Source organism: Thalassolituus sp. ST750PaO-4, assembly GCF_020320405.1.
Classification (GTDB): domain Bacteria; phylum Pseudomonadota; class Gammaproteobacteria; order Pseudomonadales; family Oceanobacteraceae; genus Venatoribacter; species Venatoribacter alkanivorans.
In genome coordinates this window covers 254,400-270,664 of sequence record NZ_JABVCB010000008.1, presented here as the reverse complement: position 1 = coordinate 270,664, position 16,265 = coordinate 254,400, and the positions used below count along the sequence as shown (strand labels likewise).

Sequence of the window (16,265 nt, the reverse complement as noted above, 5' to 3'; positions counted from 1 at the left end):
GTGCCCTTTACACAGCGTATAGCTCTTGATTTAACGCTAAAGCCTGTCATCCTATCGCCCAATATAACAATAACGGTATTCACATGATCCGAGGTACTTGGAGCCTGACCGAACCTCTGGTTCCGGTAAATATTCCGGCAACCATGATCCGTGTCGGCGCAGAAAAAGGGATAACCAGCGATGTCCTGCTGCAGAACACCGGCATCAGCCCCGAGCAGTTATCCGACCCGTCGGCCCGTCTGACCTATCAGCAGATGCTGTTATTGGCCGGCAATCTGATGCGTGATTATCCTGAAGAAACGCTGGGTCTGGATCTCGGCAAAGCCATCAATATCAATCAGTTTGGTATGCTCGGCTACGCCATTCTCAGCTGTGCCGACTTGCGCAGTGCGTTGCGCCTGGGCCTGAAGTATCACTCACTGGTTGATCCTGCGTTTACTTTTGAAGTGGTCGATCAGGGCGATACCACCGCCGTACGCCTGACATCCCATATCCCGTTTGAACATATGTATCGCCTGATGTGCGATGTGTTCATTGCTATCTTTGCCACCCTTGCACGTTTTCTGACCGGCAAAGAGATCGACGCCCGCGAAGTGCACCTGAACCATCCGATGCCGGGCTATGCCGACGAATATCAGCACCTGTTTAACTGCCCTGTACTGTTTGATCAGCCACGCACCGAATTTATTATCGACAGCGTGCTGCTCGATACCCCGCTGGCGATGGCCGACCGAGCCACCGCCGCCATGGCGGAAAGCCAGTGCGAAGAGATCCTGGCCCGTATGGGACCGAAAGAAGGCATCGTTGCCAAGGTACGCCGTATTCTGCTCAGTAATCCCGGCACCTTTCCGCCGGTGGATGTGGTCGCCAGCCATCTGGCAACCTCAACCCGCACCCTGAGCCGCAGCCTGCAGGATGTTGGCACCTCCTATCAGCGTATTCTGGATGAAGTACGCAAAGAGATGGCGATTGAGTACCTGCGTAATTCCAGCCTGCCGATCGAAGAGATCGCCGCTCTCGTTGGTTACAGCGACCCATCCAACTTCCGTAAAGCATTCCGCCGCTGGACCCAGCACGCGCCGTCTTACTACCGCGAAGAACGCGGACTCTGACCCCGGCGGCCAGAGTTTCTGGCCGTCATTTATCCCTTATTTCCCCGTCACTGCCTCAGGCGCCCTGACTTCACCAGACCGTCACAGGGCTGAAACATAACTGTCATACTGCACCCGCAAAGTGAAAGTCACACTCAACCTGTCAGCGATGACCTATGACTTTGACTGCGAGTTCTTCCACGCTGCAACGCGTGACCATAGTGACCGAGACCTTTGCACCGGAAATCAACGGTGTCGCCAATACGCTCGGTCATCTGGTTCGGGGGCTAATATCACGCGGTATCGAGGTTCAGGTGATACGCCCGCGTCAGAACCGCAACGATCTCTCCACCAGTCAGGGCAAACTGCACAGCATTACCCTGCCCGGCCTGCCGATTCCCGGTTACAACGCCCTGCGCTTCGGTTTTCCGCTGATTGGCCGCATCCGTAAAGCTATCAACCGTTTTGCCCCGCAGGCGATCTATGTCGCCACCGAAGGGCCTATGGGTTGGGCTGCGGTCAGTGCCGCCCGCGCCAGTGGCATTACCGTACTGAGCGGCTTCCACACCAATTTTCACCAGTACATTGAGCACTACCGCCTCGGAGCACTGGAAGGCCTGGCTTACCGTTACCTGCGCTACTTCCATAACCGTACCAACGGCACACTGGTGCCGACCCGCATTCAGCGCGATGAACTGGATGCCCATGGTTTTCACAATGTACGGGTGATGGCCCGTGGCGTTGACAGCCAGTTATTCAGCCCGCAAAAACGCAGTGCTGAACTGCGCAAACAGTGGGGTGTACGCGAAGACGATCTGGTACTGCTGTACGTCGGCCGCATTGCCGGTGAAAAGAATATGGATCTGGCGCTGGCCACATACCGCCGCCTGCTGGCTGCCGATGAGCGGGTGAAACTGGTGCTGGTCGGTGACGGCCCGGCGCTGGCGGGCATACGTGAGCATTACCCGGCGGTGATTTGTTGCGGTATGCAACGTGGTGAAGACCTTGCCCGTCACTATGCCAGCGGCGATGTTTTTCTGTTTCCGAGTAAAACCGACACCTTCGGCAACGTGGTTACCGAAGCCATGGCCAGCGGTTTAGCCGTGGTCAGCTTCGACTATGCCGCCGCGCATGAACATATCCACAACGGTCAGAACGGCATGCTCGCCCCCTTCGGCGATGATCAGAGTTATATCCGCTGTGCCGAAACCTTACTCGACAGCCCGAATTTACTCCGGCGACTGCGCCAGCAGGCTTGCCTGCATGCAGGCAGTATCAGCTGGAACAGCATTGTTGATGATTTTATTCAGCGCCTGAATGGCGCCACTGCGGAGGTAATCCAGCATGGAACTGAGCAAAACAATACAGCCAAAAGCCGCGCTACTGTTTAACAAAGCAGACCGCTTCGAGCTGACATTGTGTCAGCGTCTTAACCGTATGGGTCAGTACACTTCGGTACGCCTGTTTTTCAAAAGCATCAGCCGCCTGGGTGATGGTGTGTTCTGGTACAGCCTGGCGCTGTCACTGATTCTGTTGCAGGGTGTCGAAGGTCTGGCTGCCGTTGGCCATATGACGGTGACTGGACTGATCTGTGTAGCGATTTACAGCCAGCTGAAAAACCGCCTGGTGCGTCAGCGGCCGTTTATTTCCTGGGACGATATCCGCGCCCACACCGCACCACTGGATCTGTACAGCTTTCCATCCGGTCACACCATGAACGCGGTGAACTTTGCCGTGCTGTTCAGCGTGTTCTTCCCGGCACTGTTCTGGCTGGTTGTGCCTTTCGCCCTGCTGGTTGCTCTGTCGCGGGTGATTCTCGGCATGCACTACCCGACCGATGTACTGGTCGGTGCCTGCCTTGGCCTTTTAATCAGCTATCTGTCACTGCTGATCTGGCCCCTCGGCATGTTTGCCGGCGTGGTGATGTAACATCCCATGCACATCAGGCCAGCCAATCAGAACAGCGTCAGCTGATTGCGGTCTATCTCCGGCGTGCGTCCGCCAATACCAAGCAGACGCACCGCCTTGTTTTCACGCTGCAGCGCCAGTTTCAGCAAACGGGCAAAGCCCTGTTCTGATGCCTGCTCGTGACTGTCGGCCAGCGTTGTCTGGGTAAAATCGGCAAATTTCACTTTCACAAAGGGCGCCAGCGCCGCCGCCGGCCAGCCTGCACGCTCAACCCGTTCATGCCAGCGTTCCAGCAATTGCGGCAACTGTGCCAGGCAATGTTCTTCACCGGCCAGGTCGGTGGCAAAGGTGCATTCCACACTGACCGATTTACGTGGCCGCTCCAGATTCAGTAAACGATGGTCGATGCCGCGGGAGCGTTCATACAGTACCGCACCCATACGGCCGAAGGTACGCACCAACTCGGTCAGCCCCCAGAGGCGGATATCGGCGCAGGTCTGCAGTTTGTAGAGCGCGAGTTTTTTCTCCATCGCCGGGCCAATACCGGGGATTTTCCCGACCGGCAACGCCGCGACAAACTCATCGACCTGATGCGGTTTTACCGCCCATTGTCCATCCGGCTTGTTCCAGTCGGAGGCAATTTTGGCGAGGAATTTATTCGGCGCGATACCGGCGGAGACAGTAATACCGAGTTCGTTACGTACCCGCTCACGGATTTCCCGTGCGACCTCGGTGGCATTCAGGTGGCTGGCAATTTCCAGATAAGCTTCGTCGACCGATACCTGCTCCAACTGCAAGGCATATTCCTGCAGAATCACCATCAGCTGTTTTGATACTTCGCGGTACAGCGCCATACGTCCTGGCAGCAACAGCAGCTGTGGACAGAGTTTTTTCGCCTGCGCCGTTGCCATCGCCGAGCGTACGCCAAAAGCCCGTGCCGGATAATTGCAGGTGGCGATCACCCCACGGCGGTCAGATTCGCCGCCAATGGCAATGGGCAGCTCACGTAATGCCGGATTTTCGCGCATCTCAACTGCGGCAAAAAAACAGTCGCAGTCGATATGGATCACTTTACGCTGAGTAACAGCGGCAGATTCCGTTTCTGCCACAGCCGGCACTTCCGCTGACACGGCGGAAGCCTGTGAACTCTGAACGCTGTAAGGCATCGTATCACTCCGGGTTTGATAAACAGCGATGACCAGCCAATCTGGTACAAGGTTCAAATTACTGTATATTCAACCAGTATAATAATCAATCGCCATGACATAACCCGGTACTGGTGTTAGCCTTGGCGACCTGTCATTAACCGCCCGGCGAGTCGCTCAGAAATCGTACAGAGCATTATCCTTGCCGCCTATTTACAGGTAATTCCCGCGTGAACGATTTTTCTCAGGCGCAAGCCGACTTTATTGCCGCACTCGACAGCAATGATCATCTGTTTGCCAGCACTCTGGCATTTATCGGGCAGTGGTTTGATTTCACCCCAAGCGCGTTCAACAACGGTGGCGTACAAAACAGCGCCGAACAAAACCAGGGCAGCTGCAAGGTGTTTGCCCTCGCCCAGTTGCTGCAACTGAGCAAAGAGCAGGCTCTACGCTGCTTTGGTGAACATTACCGTGACGTGCTGGCCACCCCGGATGTCGATAATCACCATAACCTGCGCCGTGTACTGCGCGACGGTTTAGGCGATATCAGCTTCGACCAGTTCCCGCTGACTGCTAAAGCGCAGGCCTGATATGGACAGTGCTGTCAGTCTCAAAGCCGGTCTGGTGCCGCTGACCACATTGCATTTCAGCAGCAATGATCTTGCCGATATCCGCGCCCAGCTGGAGAAAAAGCAGGCCGAAGCGCCGGCATTGTTCCGTCATCTGCCCTGTGTGCTGGATTTATCCTCATTAGATCCCAACCTGCTGACGCTGGCGGATTTACAACAGCTCTGCCGTGATTGTGGTCTGCTGCCCGTTGCTGTACGCAACGCCGGCAATGAGTGGCTGGCTCAGGCAGAAGCATTGCATCTGGCCGATCTTGGTAAAGGAACCAGCCGCGCTGCAGCCCGCCAGCAGGACACAGCGGCCACAGATTCAGGCAATGAAACATCGCCACCTGCACGTGCGGTCAAAATTCATACCGGTAATATCCGCTCCGGTCAGCAGCTGTATAACGATGGTGATCTGATTATTTTTGGTATGGTCAGCGCCGGCGCTGAGGTACTGGCAACCGGCGATATTCATATCTACGGCACCCTGCGCGGACGAGCTCTGGCGGGGGTAAAAGGCGATGAGTCGGCCATTATTGCCTGTCAGCAGTTCGATCCGGAACTGGTTGCTATTGCCGGTCAGTACCGTCTGTTTGAAGAACAGCAGGAGCAACGCCAGCAGCCGGTCGCGGTCAGCCTGCAGGATGGCACCTTGAACATCACCAGCGTTTGATAAATACTGCGCCACACATTGAATTTTCAGGGAAATACGGCTTTGGCAAAGATCATCGTTGTCACCTCCGGTAAAGGCGGAGTCGGTAAAACCACCACCAGTGCAGCCTTCTCCACCGCTCTGGCCATGAAAGGCCATAAAACCGTCGTCATCGACTTCGATGTTGGCCTGCGCAATCTGGATCTGGTCATGGGCTGTGAACGCCGTGTGGTCTACGATTTCGTTAACGTCGTGCAGGGTGAAGCATCCCTGAAACAGGCACTGATCAAAGACAAGCGTCTGCCGAACCTGTTTGTCCTGCCGGCCTCACAAACCCGTGATAAAGACGCACTGAATCCCGAAGGTGTGGAAAAAGTGCTGAATGAACTCAGCGCCGATTTTGACTACATCGTCTGCGATTCCCCGGCCGGTATTGAGCATGGCGCGCATATGGCGCTGTATTACGCCGAGGAAGCCATCATCGTCACCAACCCGGAAGTCTCTTCCGTACGTGACTCTGACCGCATCATCGGCATTCTGCAGAGCAAATCACGCCTCGCCGAACAGGGCAAAAGCGTTAAAGAACATCTGCTGCTGACCCGCTATAACCCAGAACGCGTAGAGCGCGGTGAAATGCTGTCGGTACAGGACGTCGAAGAGATTCTCGCCATCCCGCTGCTGGGTGTTATCCCGGAATCGGAAGCGGTATTAAAAGCCTCGAATCAGGGTGTACCCGTTGTGCATGACGCCGAAAGTGACGCTGGCCAGGCCTACGATGACGCTGTAGCCCGTTATCTGGGCGAAGACCGTCCGCATCGTTTTCTTGAGAAGCAGAAAAAAGGCTTCCTGAAGCGCGTATTCGGAGGTTGATATGAGTTTAATGGATTACTTCCGCAAGGAGCAGAAAAGCAGCGCCAGTGTCGCCAAAGAGCGTTTACAGATTCTGGTTGCCCACGATCGCCTGCGTAATAACGGCCCGGAATATCTGCCGCAACTGCAGCAGGAAATTCTCGCGGTTATCCGCAAATATGTCGCCATCGGTGAAGACGACGTATCGGTTCATCTCGAACAGCAGGGCACCACATCGGTGCTGGAGCTGAACGTTACCCTGCCGGATCGTAAATGATCCGTCTGCTTGTGCAACGCTGGTCAGAGGCCCCCCTTCTGCAGCGTTGCGGCCTGTTCTTCGCCCTCTGCAGTTACGCCTTACTCTGGCCCGGGGTTACTGAACCCATTATGACCCTGAGCGCTCAGGTCAGCATGTTTGGCCTTAAGGCCCAGCTGTTTCACGAAACCCGCTCAATCTGGCAGACCGTTCTCAAATTACATGAGCTGGGTTACACCCCGGTTGCCATTCTTATTGTCAGCTTCAGTGTGATTATTCCGCTGCTGAAACTGGCGCTGATCATCAGCACCTGGCTGCTGCCTTCAGTACTGCGCTGGCGTCTGGTCGGCATGCTGGGTAAATGGTCGATGGCTGATGTATTTGTGGTCGCTATTCTGGTGGCATTTTTTACCGCCAAAGCCACCGCCGAATTATCGGCCGAACTGTTACCCGGTTTTTACTGGTTTACCGCCTTCTGCCTGTGCTCCGTTATCTCCGGACAAATGCTGACCCTGCACACCGACCAAAACCAGCGCGCAGGAACGCCTGAGCTGAACTAAGCTTATCCGCAGACAGTTGATCCCGGAGACGCTATGACCACCCTCGCCCTGCACCATATTCTGCTGAAAAGCCCGTTGCTGGCTGCCGATGTTTTACAGGAGCTGCATCTTGGTGCCGACTTCAGTGAACTGGCCGAAGAATATTCCGCCTGCCCCTCCGCACATCATCAGGGCTTTGCCGGTTATCACGACAGCGACCAATTACCCACCGAACTGCTGCGCGCCCTCAATGAGCATGACAGCGAATCTCCTTACGTCGGTCCGGTCAGAACCGCCTTTGGTTACCATATTCTGAAAGCGGTGGCGAAACCGGAACGGACTCTGCTTATTGATGAAGCCGGGTAATAAATTGGCTGAAAACAAAAAACGAGCCTGATGGCTCGTTTTTTTGTTCTCTGCCCCGGCGGCCTTTACTCCGACAGCAATGAATAATCCCAGTCAGCTTTCGCCATCGGCGCTCTGGTTTTAATCAACCCCATCGCATTAAACGCATCCTGAACCCGGTCATTCAGTACTTCCAGACGATGTGGGAATTGCGGATTACTGAAGAAATCAACATTGCCCTGCTTATCGACAAACTGCGCGTCGTAATACAGGTTTTCAATATCCGGCTGGGCGTTTTTATCACCCAGTAAAATATCTGCCGAGGCTTCCAGTAATTGCAGTTTCTGTGGATTGGACAGATCGCGCATCAGCTCCTGCAACTGAGCTGAAGTGCTCATCAGCGTTTGTACAAAACGCTGCACCTCAGCTTTATTTTTTTCAAAATAATCGGCACGCACTACATAAACATCGGCAATAATCCGGCGTGCAAACATAGTCGAAATAATCATCCGAGCACCGGTAATCGAACCGTTACTGCCGGTGCCGACCCGGCGGCCGGAGGTCAGCCCGTAAGCGTCGGAAATAATCATAAATGAGGCATCGATTTCCGGCAGCTTCAGTGCTTCCGGTGGTGAGTTGGGCGATAACGTAAGATCCGGCATCCATTTCAGATTCACATCACTCATCTTCAGGCCGGCCTGGGTCAGCAACGTGGTCATAAAATCCACATGGGGACCATAAGCCTGAATAGCGATGGTTTTTCCTTTTAATTCACCAACGCGGACTATGCCGTTTTTAGCAACCAGGGTGTCACCACCGCGCGACCAGGTGAGCTGGTAAATCACCACCGGGCGGGTACGCGGATCTTTATTAATCAGATCCAGCGCCTGGTTGCACATACCAATGGTACAGCGCAGATAAGGGGAAGCGCCGGATAAATAATCCTGCAGCTGTTTATCAAAGTTATCCTGCAAGACAAATTCGTAATTCAATCCGGCCTTGGCCATGGCACTGCCAGGCTGAGTGCGGGTATTCATACCATTGGCCAGAATACTGATCATATCGCCGCCCCAGGTAATCATCGGCACCCGCAGTGGCTGAGTATTCTTTACCGGGCCCACTGCCGTATTAATACGCGCTGCCAGTGGTTCAGGCTCAATAAACTCGGGCTCCGCAAAGACACCCCGCGCGAACAGCAGGGCCAGAACGGCAGCAGAGAACAACAGTATTGAACGCACGATGGTATTTCCTATTAACTGATTAATGAACGTCACTGGGCTTTAGCAAACATGATGCCATTGCTAGTGATACGCCTCACATCAGCGCAAATTCGTGAGCAACTGCACAATTAGAAAGCAAAGGAAAAAATAAAGCGGAAATACCTACGAATAAAAGCACCAGCATGATGCTGATATTTTTTACCGCGCACGGTAATAAGGCACAAATAATCATCTGACAAAGCAGAATAGAATTCCGGAAAAGCGACTGAAATACCGCTGGCGAGTAGGTTATTCTGCCTGATGCAGAAACAGACGCAGCGCCTGACTGGCACTCTGACAATGATACAGCGTGGCTTTAAGCTGATATTCACGGCACAGAATTTCACAGCGACGGCCGGGAACGCTGAGTAAAAAATGGCACTGATCCTGACCAAAACCTGCGCCTGAATTAATTAACTGAAAACAACCATGCTGCAGCATATTGCCTTCGGTATCGTAATCAATGCCGTCGTATTCCAGCACACTGTTCAGTTCCACAGCATCGGTATCAGCAGAGATCAGCGCCAGCACAACAAAGGCTCTGGGGGCCGATAAAAAATCCCGTGCCCGCTCATACACCAGAATATGCGGATCGGCTGCCGTGGCTGTGGCATAAAAAAATGCATAAGCGCCACCCGGCCCGCTGATGGAATCATCAGCCGGGGGTGGTAAATCGCTTAACAACTGCAGCTCAACAGGTTCGTTCATCAATCCATTACCGGTTAATGGCCTCAGGCCATCGGATCATAGGTCCAGAACGGGTAGCGCAGACCGGCCATGGCACAGAGTACCCGCAGAAAGGCATCACAGGCTTCAACGCCCGCACTTTCGTCCATGGTGTGATAACCCGTGGTCGGAATCTGCAGTGTGGTGCCATCCACCAGACCGTTAGAAGCCGCAATAATGCGGCCCATTTCGGTACTGCCCATGGATTTAGCGGCAATACCCTGACGGGCGTTTTCTTCGTTCTGACGGCGGATATAGTCATCTTTAAAACTGTAACGGATGCCCAGTTTTTTACATTTTTCGGCCAGCCGGTTGGTTAACTCCGTATTAAAGGAAGCGTTGGCATCGCAATGACGTAATACCAGTAACTGTTCGTTAGCTGCCGGAACATCCGGATAGGGGCTGGTATCCACCACCACCAGCTGGTTGGTGGAGCCACCAAAACGGCGGAACCATTCGAGCAGGTAACGCCAGCTGCGTCCGGCTTCTTCCTGAGCGGTAAAAAAGGCGGTGCCCTGAAAACCCAGTTCAAATAAATACACCAGCATGGCGGCAGTCAGCACGTTATCGAGCTGGCCCAGATAACGGCCATTTTCGATACGCAGCTGATCACGGAAAGCCACCGGCGTACCCGCCACCAGATGTTCCATACCGGACAGCTCAAAAATCAGGTTATTACGGTGCGGACAGATATAGGTACGCTCGATTTTGCCACGCCCACGGTAAGCACCGGACCAGGGTTCATAAGCAAACACGCCGACATCGCCGAAACGGTCGACGATCATTTTCATCAGTTCTTCCGACACCGAGTTACCCAGCAGGTCGGAACGGCCGCCGGAGACAAAGGCCGCGTACTGAAATTCGTTCGGGCCGGTACAGACCAGACCGTGACGGTCGATGTGGGCCGAAAACATCAGGCTCATCGGATCTTTGCCCTGCGCGACCAGCACGCCTTCGTACCAGGTTACCTGCGCCCCGCGCTCTTCCAGTTCGCGCTGCAATACGCGGAAAAAGGAATGCTCCGCGCCGACCACCGAAGGGCTGCGCAGCAGACTTTTTAAAATATCGAGAAAGGCGGTACGGTCGCTCATGGATACCCCGCAGAGCTGCTACAGATTGAAAAGCCGATGAAAGCACGGTTAGAAAAAGGGGTGCAAGAGAAGTTACACCCCGGAGGACGGAAATCGGCGCGTTGCGCGCTCAGTCCTGATAATCGATATCGAAGCCCAGCAAATCGCGCAGACGAGCCTGCTCCAGAATACGCTCGGCGCGACGACGTTTTTTATCGTAATCGACACTGCGTCCTTTGGGCTTGCTGCGGGATTGTGGCTGGTCGTCGAGATCGTCAAAATCTTCGTAGTCTTGTGGCTGACTCATACCCACCTCAGATGTTCAGATACTGCCCGCCCCTTACCGGCAAAGGCACCGGGGCGAAAACGGCGGCATAATTTCACCAGTTCCGGCTGTGGTAAATTGAAAAAAATTATTCTTCTGGATCAGTTTTTTTTGTTGTTTTGACAAAGAACACCATAACGTCTTACGGGGTGACGTGTGCCGCTTAAGCCGTTATAATCGCCGCGCTCTTGGGGGAGTAATCTGCCCTGACCCATAAAGTCAGCGGCGCCCGTGTCAACATAATTGAGCCTCATGCTCATGGCACCGGCGACCATCTCACGATGGTTTGATGAGACCTGAGACAAACAGCAGGATGACCAGGGCGGCATCGTGCCGTTTGTCTTTGGTTAACGATCTCCGCCCGGACTATAAACATGACTGATACCCTGATTAGCCTGCCGGCTCTGAACGACACCTTCGCTCATTCAGCCTTCCTGACCTCTTCCGTTGCTGTTGCCATTGCCGAGATCGGCGATAAAACCCAGCTGTTGTCTCTGCTGCTGGCAGCCCGTTTCCGTAACAAGAGTGCAATTGTGCTCGGCATTCTGCTGGCAACCCTGCTGAACCACGCAGCCTCGGCCTGGCTCGGCGCCTGGCTTGGCAATTCCCTGACCGAATGGCTGAATGGCAGCACCGGCCGCCTGCTGCTGGCCGCTGGCTTTGCTGCCATGGCGATCTGGGTGCTGGTGCCGGACAAAGAAGACGACAGCACTGACACCCATCAGGCCTGGGGCGCCTTTCTGGCCACCACTGTGCTGTTTTTCCTGGCTGAGATCGGCGACAAAACCCAGGTAGCCACCGTATTGCTGGCCGCCGAGTTTAACTCGGTGCTTTGGGTAACTCTGGGTACGACCTGCGGAATGCTGCTGGCCAACGTACCGGTGGTGATTTATGGCGAACGTCTGATGCGCCGTATGCCGCTGCATCTGGCCCGCTACGCCACCAGCCTGCTGTTTGCCATACTTGCGCTGTGGACATTGCTCAGCTGAGCCGCTGTGCTGTCAGGGCCGTACCCGGTGCGGCCGCTGGCACTTATCTCCAGCAATAAACGGGATCGAAACGATCTGTATTTTTTGTTTTTACTGCCGCCGGGCTTTGGGTAAAACGCCAGTCCCTTTGTGTTTTGCTCCGGAGTACGTCCTTGCAGTTTGCTGAAGCCAGCCATGATGATCTGTTTGAAAGCATTGCCGCCGATCTGCAGACCCAGGGCTATGCCATCACCCATGATGCACTGCCTCTGCTGATGTCTTCCGGCCTGCTGAGCCGTGTGGTGAGACTGCAGCACGATGATTTCAGTGCCGCAGGCACGGGTCGCCAGCAACAGCATCAGCTCAACCAGTTTGTCCGTCGTGACAAAATCCGCTGGCTCAGCAATGACGATCCGGCCGAAGCCGCGTGGCTGGATTATATGGCCGAACTGCAGCGCTATATGAACCGCCGTCTGTATCTGGGTCTGTTCAGCTACGAAGGCCATTTTGCCCATTACCAGCCCGGTGATTTCTATAAAAAGCATATGGATGCATTCAAAGGGCAGGCCAACCGCGTACTGACCACCGTGCTCTATCTGAACCCTAACTGGGAAATTCAGGATGGTGGTGAACTGGTGATCTATCAGGCTGAAAACCATGAACAGGAACTGCTGCGCGTCAGTCCGCGTTTCGGCACGCTGGTCACCTTTCTCAGCGAAGACTACCCACATGAAGTGCTGCCCGCCAAACGCGACCGCTACAGCATTGCCGGCTGGTTCCGTCTGAACAGCTCAACCACTGTCCGGGCCGACCCTCCGCGCTGAGCCTCCACGCTTCCGCTGTACGATTAAAGAGCAACAGAAAGGCAAAGAAAAATACGCTATGCTCTGACTTCGGAGATGAGGAATCTCCGTTGTATAGCCACGGATATCCGGCTGCATAATTTGCGGGAGCAACCGTGCTGATCAGGCATATTTTATTCGTTATTTTTATTACTATCATTTATAGCCCGGTATTACAGGCCGATAGCCAGCGCGCGACATTCCTTCCCCAGCCTGACATATTAATTATCCACTCGTATCACCTGCAGTTTCCCTGGACCCGCCTGCTTAACGACAAGCTACTCAGTAATCTTGAGCCGCTGCTGCCCGGTGAACAGATTCATGTCGAATTTATGGATGAACGGCGCTATAGCGACAACCCGCAGGTCCGTGCCGAATTACTGCGCCTGTATGATCTGAAATATGCAGAACAACCGCCGGATGTGGTGGTAGTCAGCGACGATGCGGCACTGAATCTGGTGCTCAATGCTGAACTGCCCTGGCTGAAGAATACGCCACTGGTATTTTTAGGGATTAATGTTCCCCAAGGCCACGACCTCAGCCGCCATCCGCAACATACCGGAGTACTGGAAGGTATGGCGATTGAAGAAAATATCGGATTTATCCGCACGCTGTTGCCAGCCACCCGCGAAATTCTGTTAATTGCCGACCGCTCCGGACTGGGCGCCCTGATGGGCAACGAAGCCCGCCAGCTGATCCGCAGTCAGCGCTTTCACGATATAAAATTATCTGTTTACGACGATTTTACCTTCGCCGAACTGGAACAGCGCCTGAGTAATATGCCAGCCAACAGCGCGGTGTTGTTTCTTGCTATTCATAACGACCGTAATGGCGAATATTTTTCTTACGCCAAACATTTACCTGTGCTGAGTGCAAAAACACCGGTACCGATCTTCGGCATGTGGGGCGACCTGATGATGGGTCAGGGCAGCGCCGGTGGCATGATGCACAACGCCAGCAGTCAGGCGGAAATGGCCGCACAGATAGTGCGCAAGATTCTGAGTGGAGTTCCTGCCGCTGATATTCCCGTATTACCAAAAACCCGCTTTACGCCACAGTTAGATGAGCGCCAGCGCCTGCGTTTTAATATTCCGCTGAGCAATCTGCCCAGCGGAACCGAGCTGCATTTCCGGCCACAAAGTTTTCTCGCTGCCCATGCCGTGCTGATCGGTGTCAGCCTGAGCATTATCGTTTTTCTGTCGCTGATTATTTTAGTGCTGAGCCTGAATATTCGTCGCCGTCAGCATGCCGAGCAGCAATGGCAAAGCCTGCGTCTGACACTTGAGCAACGGGTATCGCAACGCACCAATACGCTTAACCGCCAGAATCAGCAGCTGACCGAACTCAGCCAGCAGCTGGCCTTACAGGCCAATACCGATGTGCTTACCGGAATCAGCAACCGCCGCCATGGTGATATACAACTGCATAAGGCAATGGAGAACGCTCTGCAGCAGAAAACTCCGCTGAGTCTGGCTCTGATCGATGTGGATTATTTCAAGCGTATCAATGATCAGTACGGCCACGAACGCGGCGACCAGATATTAATTGAGCTGACCGATTTACTGACTAAGCATATCCGCCCCCAGGATCTGCTTGTCCGCTGGGGCGGCGAAGAATTTATGCTGTTGCTGAACAACTGCACGCCAGAACAGGCAGCAGTACTGTGTGAGCGTCTGCGCCAGCAGGCACGCACTATCCGGATCAGCGCTGACAATACCCTCAGCATCAGCATAGGAATCAGCAGCAGCACCAACGCCGACAATACCGCACAGCTGTTGCGCCAGGCCGATCAGAATCTCTACGCCGCCAAAGCCGGTGGCCGCGACCGGGTTATCGGCGCTGATAATTAAATAACGCGGCATGCTCCACAGTTCACATAATGCGCCATCCTCCCGGGCCGGTTGTTACTGACATGGTAGATAACGGCCCCTGATCTACACTTCCCTGTAATGAAGGCCAGATATTCCGCCGGATAACTGAGCCATTTCGTATCAGGATCTGCCCGTATACAGCAGGCCTAACAGGAGAATAATATGAACTGGTCCGACCTTGGCCTTGCCAAAAAACTGACATTACCGATTGCCGTTCTTGCTATTTTACTCGCCACACTGTCCGTTATTCAGATTTCGAACCTGAACACAATTACTGCCGAATACAGCCATATTAATGAGCAATATCTTCCGGCGCTGGAACTGACCCTGAACGCTGACCGCGATTTATATCAGGCACAAATTGCCGAACGTTCGATGGCCTTAGGTCTTACAGCAGACACATATAAGCAAATGCATAAGGAAAATCTCGATCAGGTTGCCACCCGTCTGAAAAAAATTCAGGTACTGGATATTTCTGCCGATGCGAAAAAACTGTCTCAATCTTTTCTGACGGCTTTTGAACGCTGGCGCCCGAAAAGTGAAGCGATGGTACAGCAGGTTCTCGGCGGCAGTCTGAGTACCCACCAGGCAACAGAAATGAGCACAGGCTCGCTGGAAAATGAATTTGAGGGCATCCGCGAAACGCTGAACGTTCTCGGCGAAAAGCTTGGTGAAGAAGCCAAATCCTTACAGAAAAAAGCAGAACAGGCCAAAAATGCCGCACTGCGCAGCATTTTTATTCTGGTCGGTGTGGCCCTGTTGATTGCATTGCTGGTTGCCGTCTATTTCCCACGACTGATTACCCGCCCGGTTAACGAGCTGGCCAGAGTGCTTGGCCAGATGGCCGATGGTAAAGGCGATCTGAGTAAACGTATGCCGGATCTTGGGCGCGATGAAATTGGTTTGCTCAGCCATAACTTCAACCGTTTTCTCGGCGGCATGCAGCAGATGATCGGCACCATTCAACAGGTCGCACTGGATGTTGCTTCCACCACCAATACCCTGAAAAAAGGTGCCGGCGACAGCCAGCGAATCAGCGGCGAATATGCAGGTTCGATGGAGCTGGTTGCCACCGCCAATCATGAAATGGGACTGGCGATTCAGGAAGTATCATCCAACACCCAGCAGGTATCTGAAGAAGCCAAAGCGGCCGACCAATCGGCGCGGGCGGTATCAAAACAATTCCGTCAGGCCATGGAAGAGATTCAGGCACTGGCCGAAAATGTTGATAACTCAGGTGCCGTTATTCAGGAGCTGGTCGCCGAAACCACCAATATCGCCTCGGTGCTGGATGTGATTAAAGGCATTGCCGAGCAAACGAATCTGCTGGCGCTGAACGCAGCCATTGAAGCGGCCCGTGCCGGTGAGCAAGGCCGGGGGTTTGCCGTGGTGGCCGATGAAGTACGGACTCTGGCCAGCAAAACCCAGCAGTCGACCGGCGATATTAATGTCATGATTGAGAAGCTGCGCAGTGGTGTTAACCGTGCCGTCAGCAGCATGAAAGAGAGTCAGGAAAAAGCGGTCAGCACCGTCGAATATGCCAGCAAGTCGGAAGAAAATATCCGCAATATTTCCGGCTCACTGCTCAGTATCAGTGACCGTATTCTGCAGGTTGCCTCCGCTATTGAAGAGCAGACATCCGTTATCAATAACATTAATGAAAACCTCAGCAATGCCAAACATCTGAGTGATCAGGGTATGCAGAGTGCCAGCAGTATCCGCCAGGCCGTTGACGGGCTGAATCATCAGGCATCCAGTCTGCGTGATGAGGTGTCCAGCTTTTCACTTTAACCCGCGTAAAGCGGAAA

18 protein-coding genes are annotated in these 16,265 nt (G+C 53.9%); 13 read left to right on the top strand and 5 right to left on the bottom strand.

Annotated features, from left to right (window positions below; translation table 11 throughout):
• Nucleotides 1–83: 83 nt before the first annotated feature.
• The 3 genes from HUF18_RS10665 to HUF18_RS10655 all read left to right on the top strand — a co-directional run bounded on the left by HUF18_RS10665 (nt 84) and on the right by HUF18_RS10655 (nt 3,020).
• The gene (locus tag HUF18_RS10665; protein WP_145469774.1) at nt 84–1,112 is read left to right on the top strand and encodes an AraC family transcriptional regulator; all 1,029 of its coding nucleotides are present in this window, start codon (nt 84–86) and stop codon (nt 1,110–1,112) included.
• Nucleotides 1,113–1,267: 155 nt separating this feature from the next.
• Nucleotides 1,268–2,482 carry a glycosyltransferase family 4 protein gene (locus tag HUF18_RS10660; protein WP_225692181.1) on the top strand — a complete coding sequence of 405 codons (1,215 nt, stop codon included), beginning with the start codon at nt 1,268–1,270 and terminating at the stop codon, nt 2,480–2,482.
• Nucleotides 2,436–3,020, top strand: coding sequence for a phosphatase PAP2 family protein (locus HUF18_RS10655; RefSeq protein ID WP_225692180.1), 585 nt, complete (start codon nt 2,436–2,438; stop codon nt 3,018–3,020). Before HUF18_RS10660 ends, HUF18_RS10655 begins: the two co-directional genes overlap by 47 nt.
• A gap of 26 nt (nt 3,021–3,046) precedes the next feature.
• Here the strand turns inward: HUF18_RS10655 and dinB are convergent, their stop codons facing one another.
• Entirely contained in the window at nt 3,047–4,165 is a 1,119-nt protein-coding gene (dinB, locus tag HUF18_RS10650) for a DNA polymerase IV (RefSeq protein WP_225692179.1), read from the bottom strand.
• A gap of 209 nt (nt 4,166–4,374) precedes the next feature.
• Here dinB and HUF18_RS10645 point away from each other — a divergent pair, with 209 nt between their 5' ends.
• The 6 genes from HUF18_RS10645 to HUF18_RS10620 are packed head-to-tail and all read left to right on the top strand — an operon-like array spanning nt 4,375 to nt 7,417.
• Nucleotides 4,375–4,734, top strand: coding sequence for a HopJ type III effector protein (locus HUF18_RS10645; RefSeq protein ID WP_225692178.1), 360 nt, complete (start codon nt 4,375–4,377; stop codon nt 4,732–4,734).
• 1 nt (nt 4,735) lies between these two features.
• The gene (gene minC, locus HUF18_RS10640; RefSeq protein ID WP_225692177.1) at nt 4,736–5,428 is read left to right on the top strand and encodes a septum site-determining protein MinC; all 693 of its coding nucleotides are present in this window, start codon (nt 4,736–4,738) and stop codon (nt 5,426–5,428) included.
• A gap of 42 nt (nt 5,429–5,470) precedes the next feature.
• Nucleotides 5,471–6,277 carry a septum site-determining protein MinD gene (gene minD / locus HUF18_RS10635; RefSeq protein WP_145469780.1) on the top strand — a complete coding sequence of 269 codons (807 nt, stop codon included), beginning with the start codon at nt 5,471–5,473 and terminating at the stop codon, nt 6,275–6,277.
• A gap of 1 nt (nt 6,278) precedes the next feature.
• The gene (minE, locus tag HUF18_RS10630; protein ID WP_145469781.1) at nt 6,279–6,533 is read left to right on the top strand and encodes a cell division topological specificity factor MinE; all 255 of its coding nucleotides are present in this window, start codon (nt 6,279–6,281) and stop codon (nt 6,531–6,533) included.
• On the top strand, nt 6,530–7,072 hold the full coding sequence (locus HUF18_RS10625) for a paraquat-inducible protein A (protein ID WP_145469782.1): 543 nt from the start codon (nt 6,530–6,532) through the stop codon (nt 7,070–7,072). The genes minE and HUF18_RS10625 overlap by 4 nt, the downstream gene beginning before the upstream one ends.
• Nucleotides 7,073–7,105: 33 nt before the next feature.
• Nucleotides 7,106–7,417: a peptidylprolyl isomerase gene (locus tag HUF18_RS10620; protein WP_225692176.1), complete on the top strand. Its 312-nt coding sequence runs from the start codon at nt 7,106–7,108 to the stop codon at nt 7,415–7,417.
• Between the two features lie 65 nt (nt 7,418–7,482).
• Here HUF18_RS10620 and HUF18_RS10615 read toward each other — a convergent pair whose 3' ends face one another.
• From HUF18_RS10615 to HUF18_RS10600, 4 genes are all read right to left on the bottom strand, one after another.
• Nucleotides 7,483–8,634, bottom strand: coding sequence for an ABC transporter substrate-binding protein (locus HUF18_RS10615; protein ID WP_225692175.1), 1,152 nt, complete (start codon nt 8,632–8,634; stop codon nt 7,483–7,485).
• A gap of 270 nt (nt 8,635–8,904) precedes the next feature.
• Complete coding sequence (locus HUF18_RS10610) at nt 8,905–9,363, bottom strand: hypothetical protein (RefSeq protein WP_225692174.1); 459 nt, start codon at nt 9,361–9,363, stop codon at nt 8,905–8,907.
• A gap of 23 nt (nt 9,364–9,386) precedes the next feature.
• On the bottom strand, nt 9,387–10,472 hold the full coding sequence (locus tag HUF18_RS10605; protein WP_145469786.1) for a peptidase M42: 1,086 nt from the start codon (nt 10,470–10,472) through the stop codon (nt 9,387–9,389).
• Between the two features lie 109 nt (nt 10,473–10,581).
• The gene (locus tag HUF18_RS10600) at nt 10,582–10,758 is read right to left on the bottom strand and encodes a PA3496 family putative envelope integrity protein (RefSeq protein ID WP_186435965.1); all 177 of its coding nucleotides are present in this window, start codon (nt 10,756–10,758) and stop codon (nt 10,582–10,584) included.
• A gap of 392 nt (nt 10,759–11,150) precedes the next feature.
• On the opposite strand from HUF18_RS10600, the gene HUF18_RS10595 reads away from it, so the two are divergent.
• From HUF18_RS10595 to HUF18_RS10580, 4 genes are all read left to right on the top strand, one after another.
• Entirely contained in the window at nt 11,151–11,765 is a 615-nt protein-coding gene (locus tag HUF18_RS10595; RefSeq protein ID WP_145469787.1) for a TMEM165/GDT1 family protein, read from the top strand.
• A gap of 152 nt (nt 11,766–11,917) precedes the next feature.
• On the top strand, nt 11,918–12,568 hold the full coding sequence (locus HUF18_RS10590; RefSeq protein ID WP_225692173.1) for a 2OG-Fe(II) oxygenase: 651 nt from the start codon (nt 11,918–11,920) through the stop codon (nt 12,566–12,568).
• Nucleotides 12,569–12,702: 134 nt separating this feature from the next.
• Nucleotides 12,703–14,436 (top strand): ABC transporter substrate binding protein, encoded by a 1,734-nt coding sequence (locus tag HUF18_RS10585; protein ID WP_225692172.1) that lies wholly within the window; start codon nt 12,703–12,705, stop codon nt 14,434–14,436.
• Nucleotides 14,437–14,619: 183 nt separating this feature from the next.
• Nucleotides 14,620–16,248 (top strand): methyl-accepting chemotaxis protein, encoded by a 1,629-nt coding sequence (locus tag HUF18_RS10580; RefSeq protein WP_225692171.1) that lies wholly within the window; start codon nt 14,620–14,622, stop codon nt 16,246–16,248.
• Nucleotides 16,249–16,265 lie beyond the last annotated feature (17 nt).

Bases quoted from the DNA above. Each gene is read 5' to 3' on its own strand.
- HUF18_RS10665 (WP_145469774.1), top strand. From the start codon at position 84: ATGATCCGAGGTACTTGGAGCCTGACCGAACCTCTGGTTCCGGTAAAT.
- HUF18_RS10660 (WP_225692181.1), top strand. From the start codon at position 1,268: ATGACTTTGACTGCGAGTTCTTCCACGCTGCAACGCGTGACCATAGTG.
- HUF18_RS10655 (WP_225692180.1), top strand. From the start codon at position 2,436: ATGGAACTGAGCAAAACAATACAGCCAAAAGCCGCGCTACTGTTTAAC.
- dinB (WP_225692179.1), bottom strand. From the start codon at position 4,165: ATGCCTTACAGCGTTCAGAGTTCACAGGCTTCCGCCGTGTCAGCGGAA.
- minC (WP_225692177.1), top strand. From the start codon at position 4,736: ATGGACAGTGCTGTCAGTCTCAAAGCCGGTCTGGTGCCGCTGACCACA.
- minE (WP_145469781.1), top strand. From the start codon at position 6,279: ATGAGTTTAATGGATTACTTCCGCAAGGAGCAGAAAAGCAGCGCCAGT.
- HUF18_RS10625 (WP_145469782.1), top strand. From the start codon at position 6,530: ATGATCCGTCTGCTTGTGCAACGCTGGTCAGAGGCCCCCCTTCTGCAG.
- HUF18_RS10620 (WP_225692176.1), top strand. From the start codon at position 7,106: ATGACCACCCTCGCCCTGCACCATATTCTGCTGAAAAGCCCGTTGCTG.
- HUF18_RS10610 (WP_225692174.1), bottom strand. From the start codon at position 9,363: ATGAACGAACCTGTTGAGCTGCAGTTGTTAAGCGATTTACCACCCCCG.
- HUF18_RS10605 (WP_145469786.1), bottom strand. From the start codon at position 10,472: ATGAGCGACCGTACCGCCTTTCTCGATATTTTAAAAAGTCTGCTGCGC.
- HUF18_RS10600 (WP_186435965.1), bottom strand. From the start codon at position 10,758: ATGAGTCAGCCACAAGACTACGAAGATTTTGACGATCTCGACGACCAG.
- HUF18_RS10595 (WP_145469787.1), top strand. From the start codon at position 11,151: ATGACTGATACCCTGATTAGCCTGCCGGCTCTGAACGACACCTTCGCT.
- HUF18_RS10580 (WP_225692171.1), top strand. From the start codon at position 14,620: ATGAACTGGTCCGACCTTGGCCTTGCCAAAAAACTGACATTACCGATT.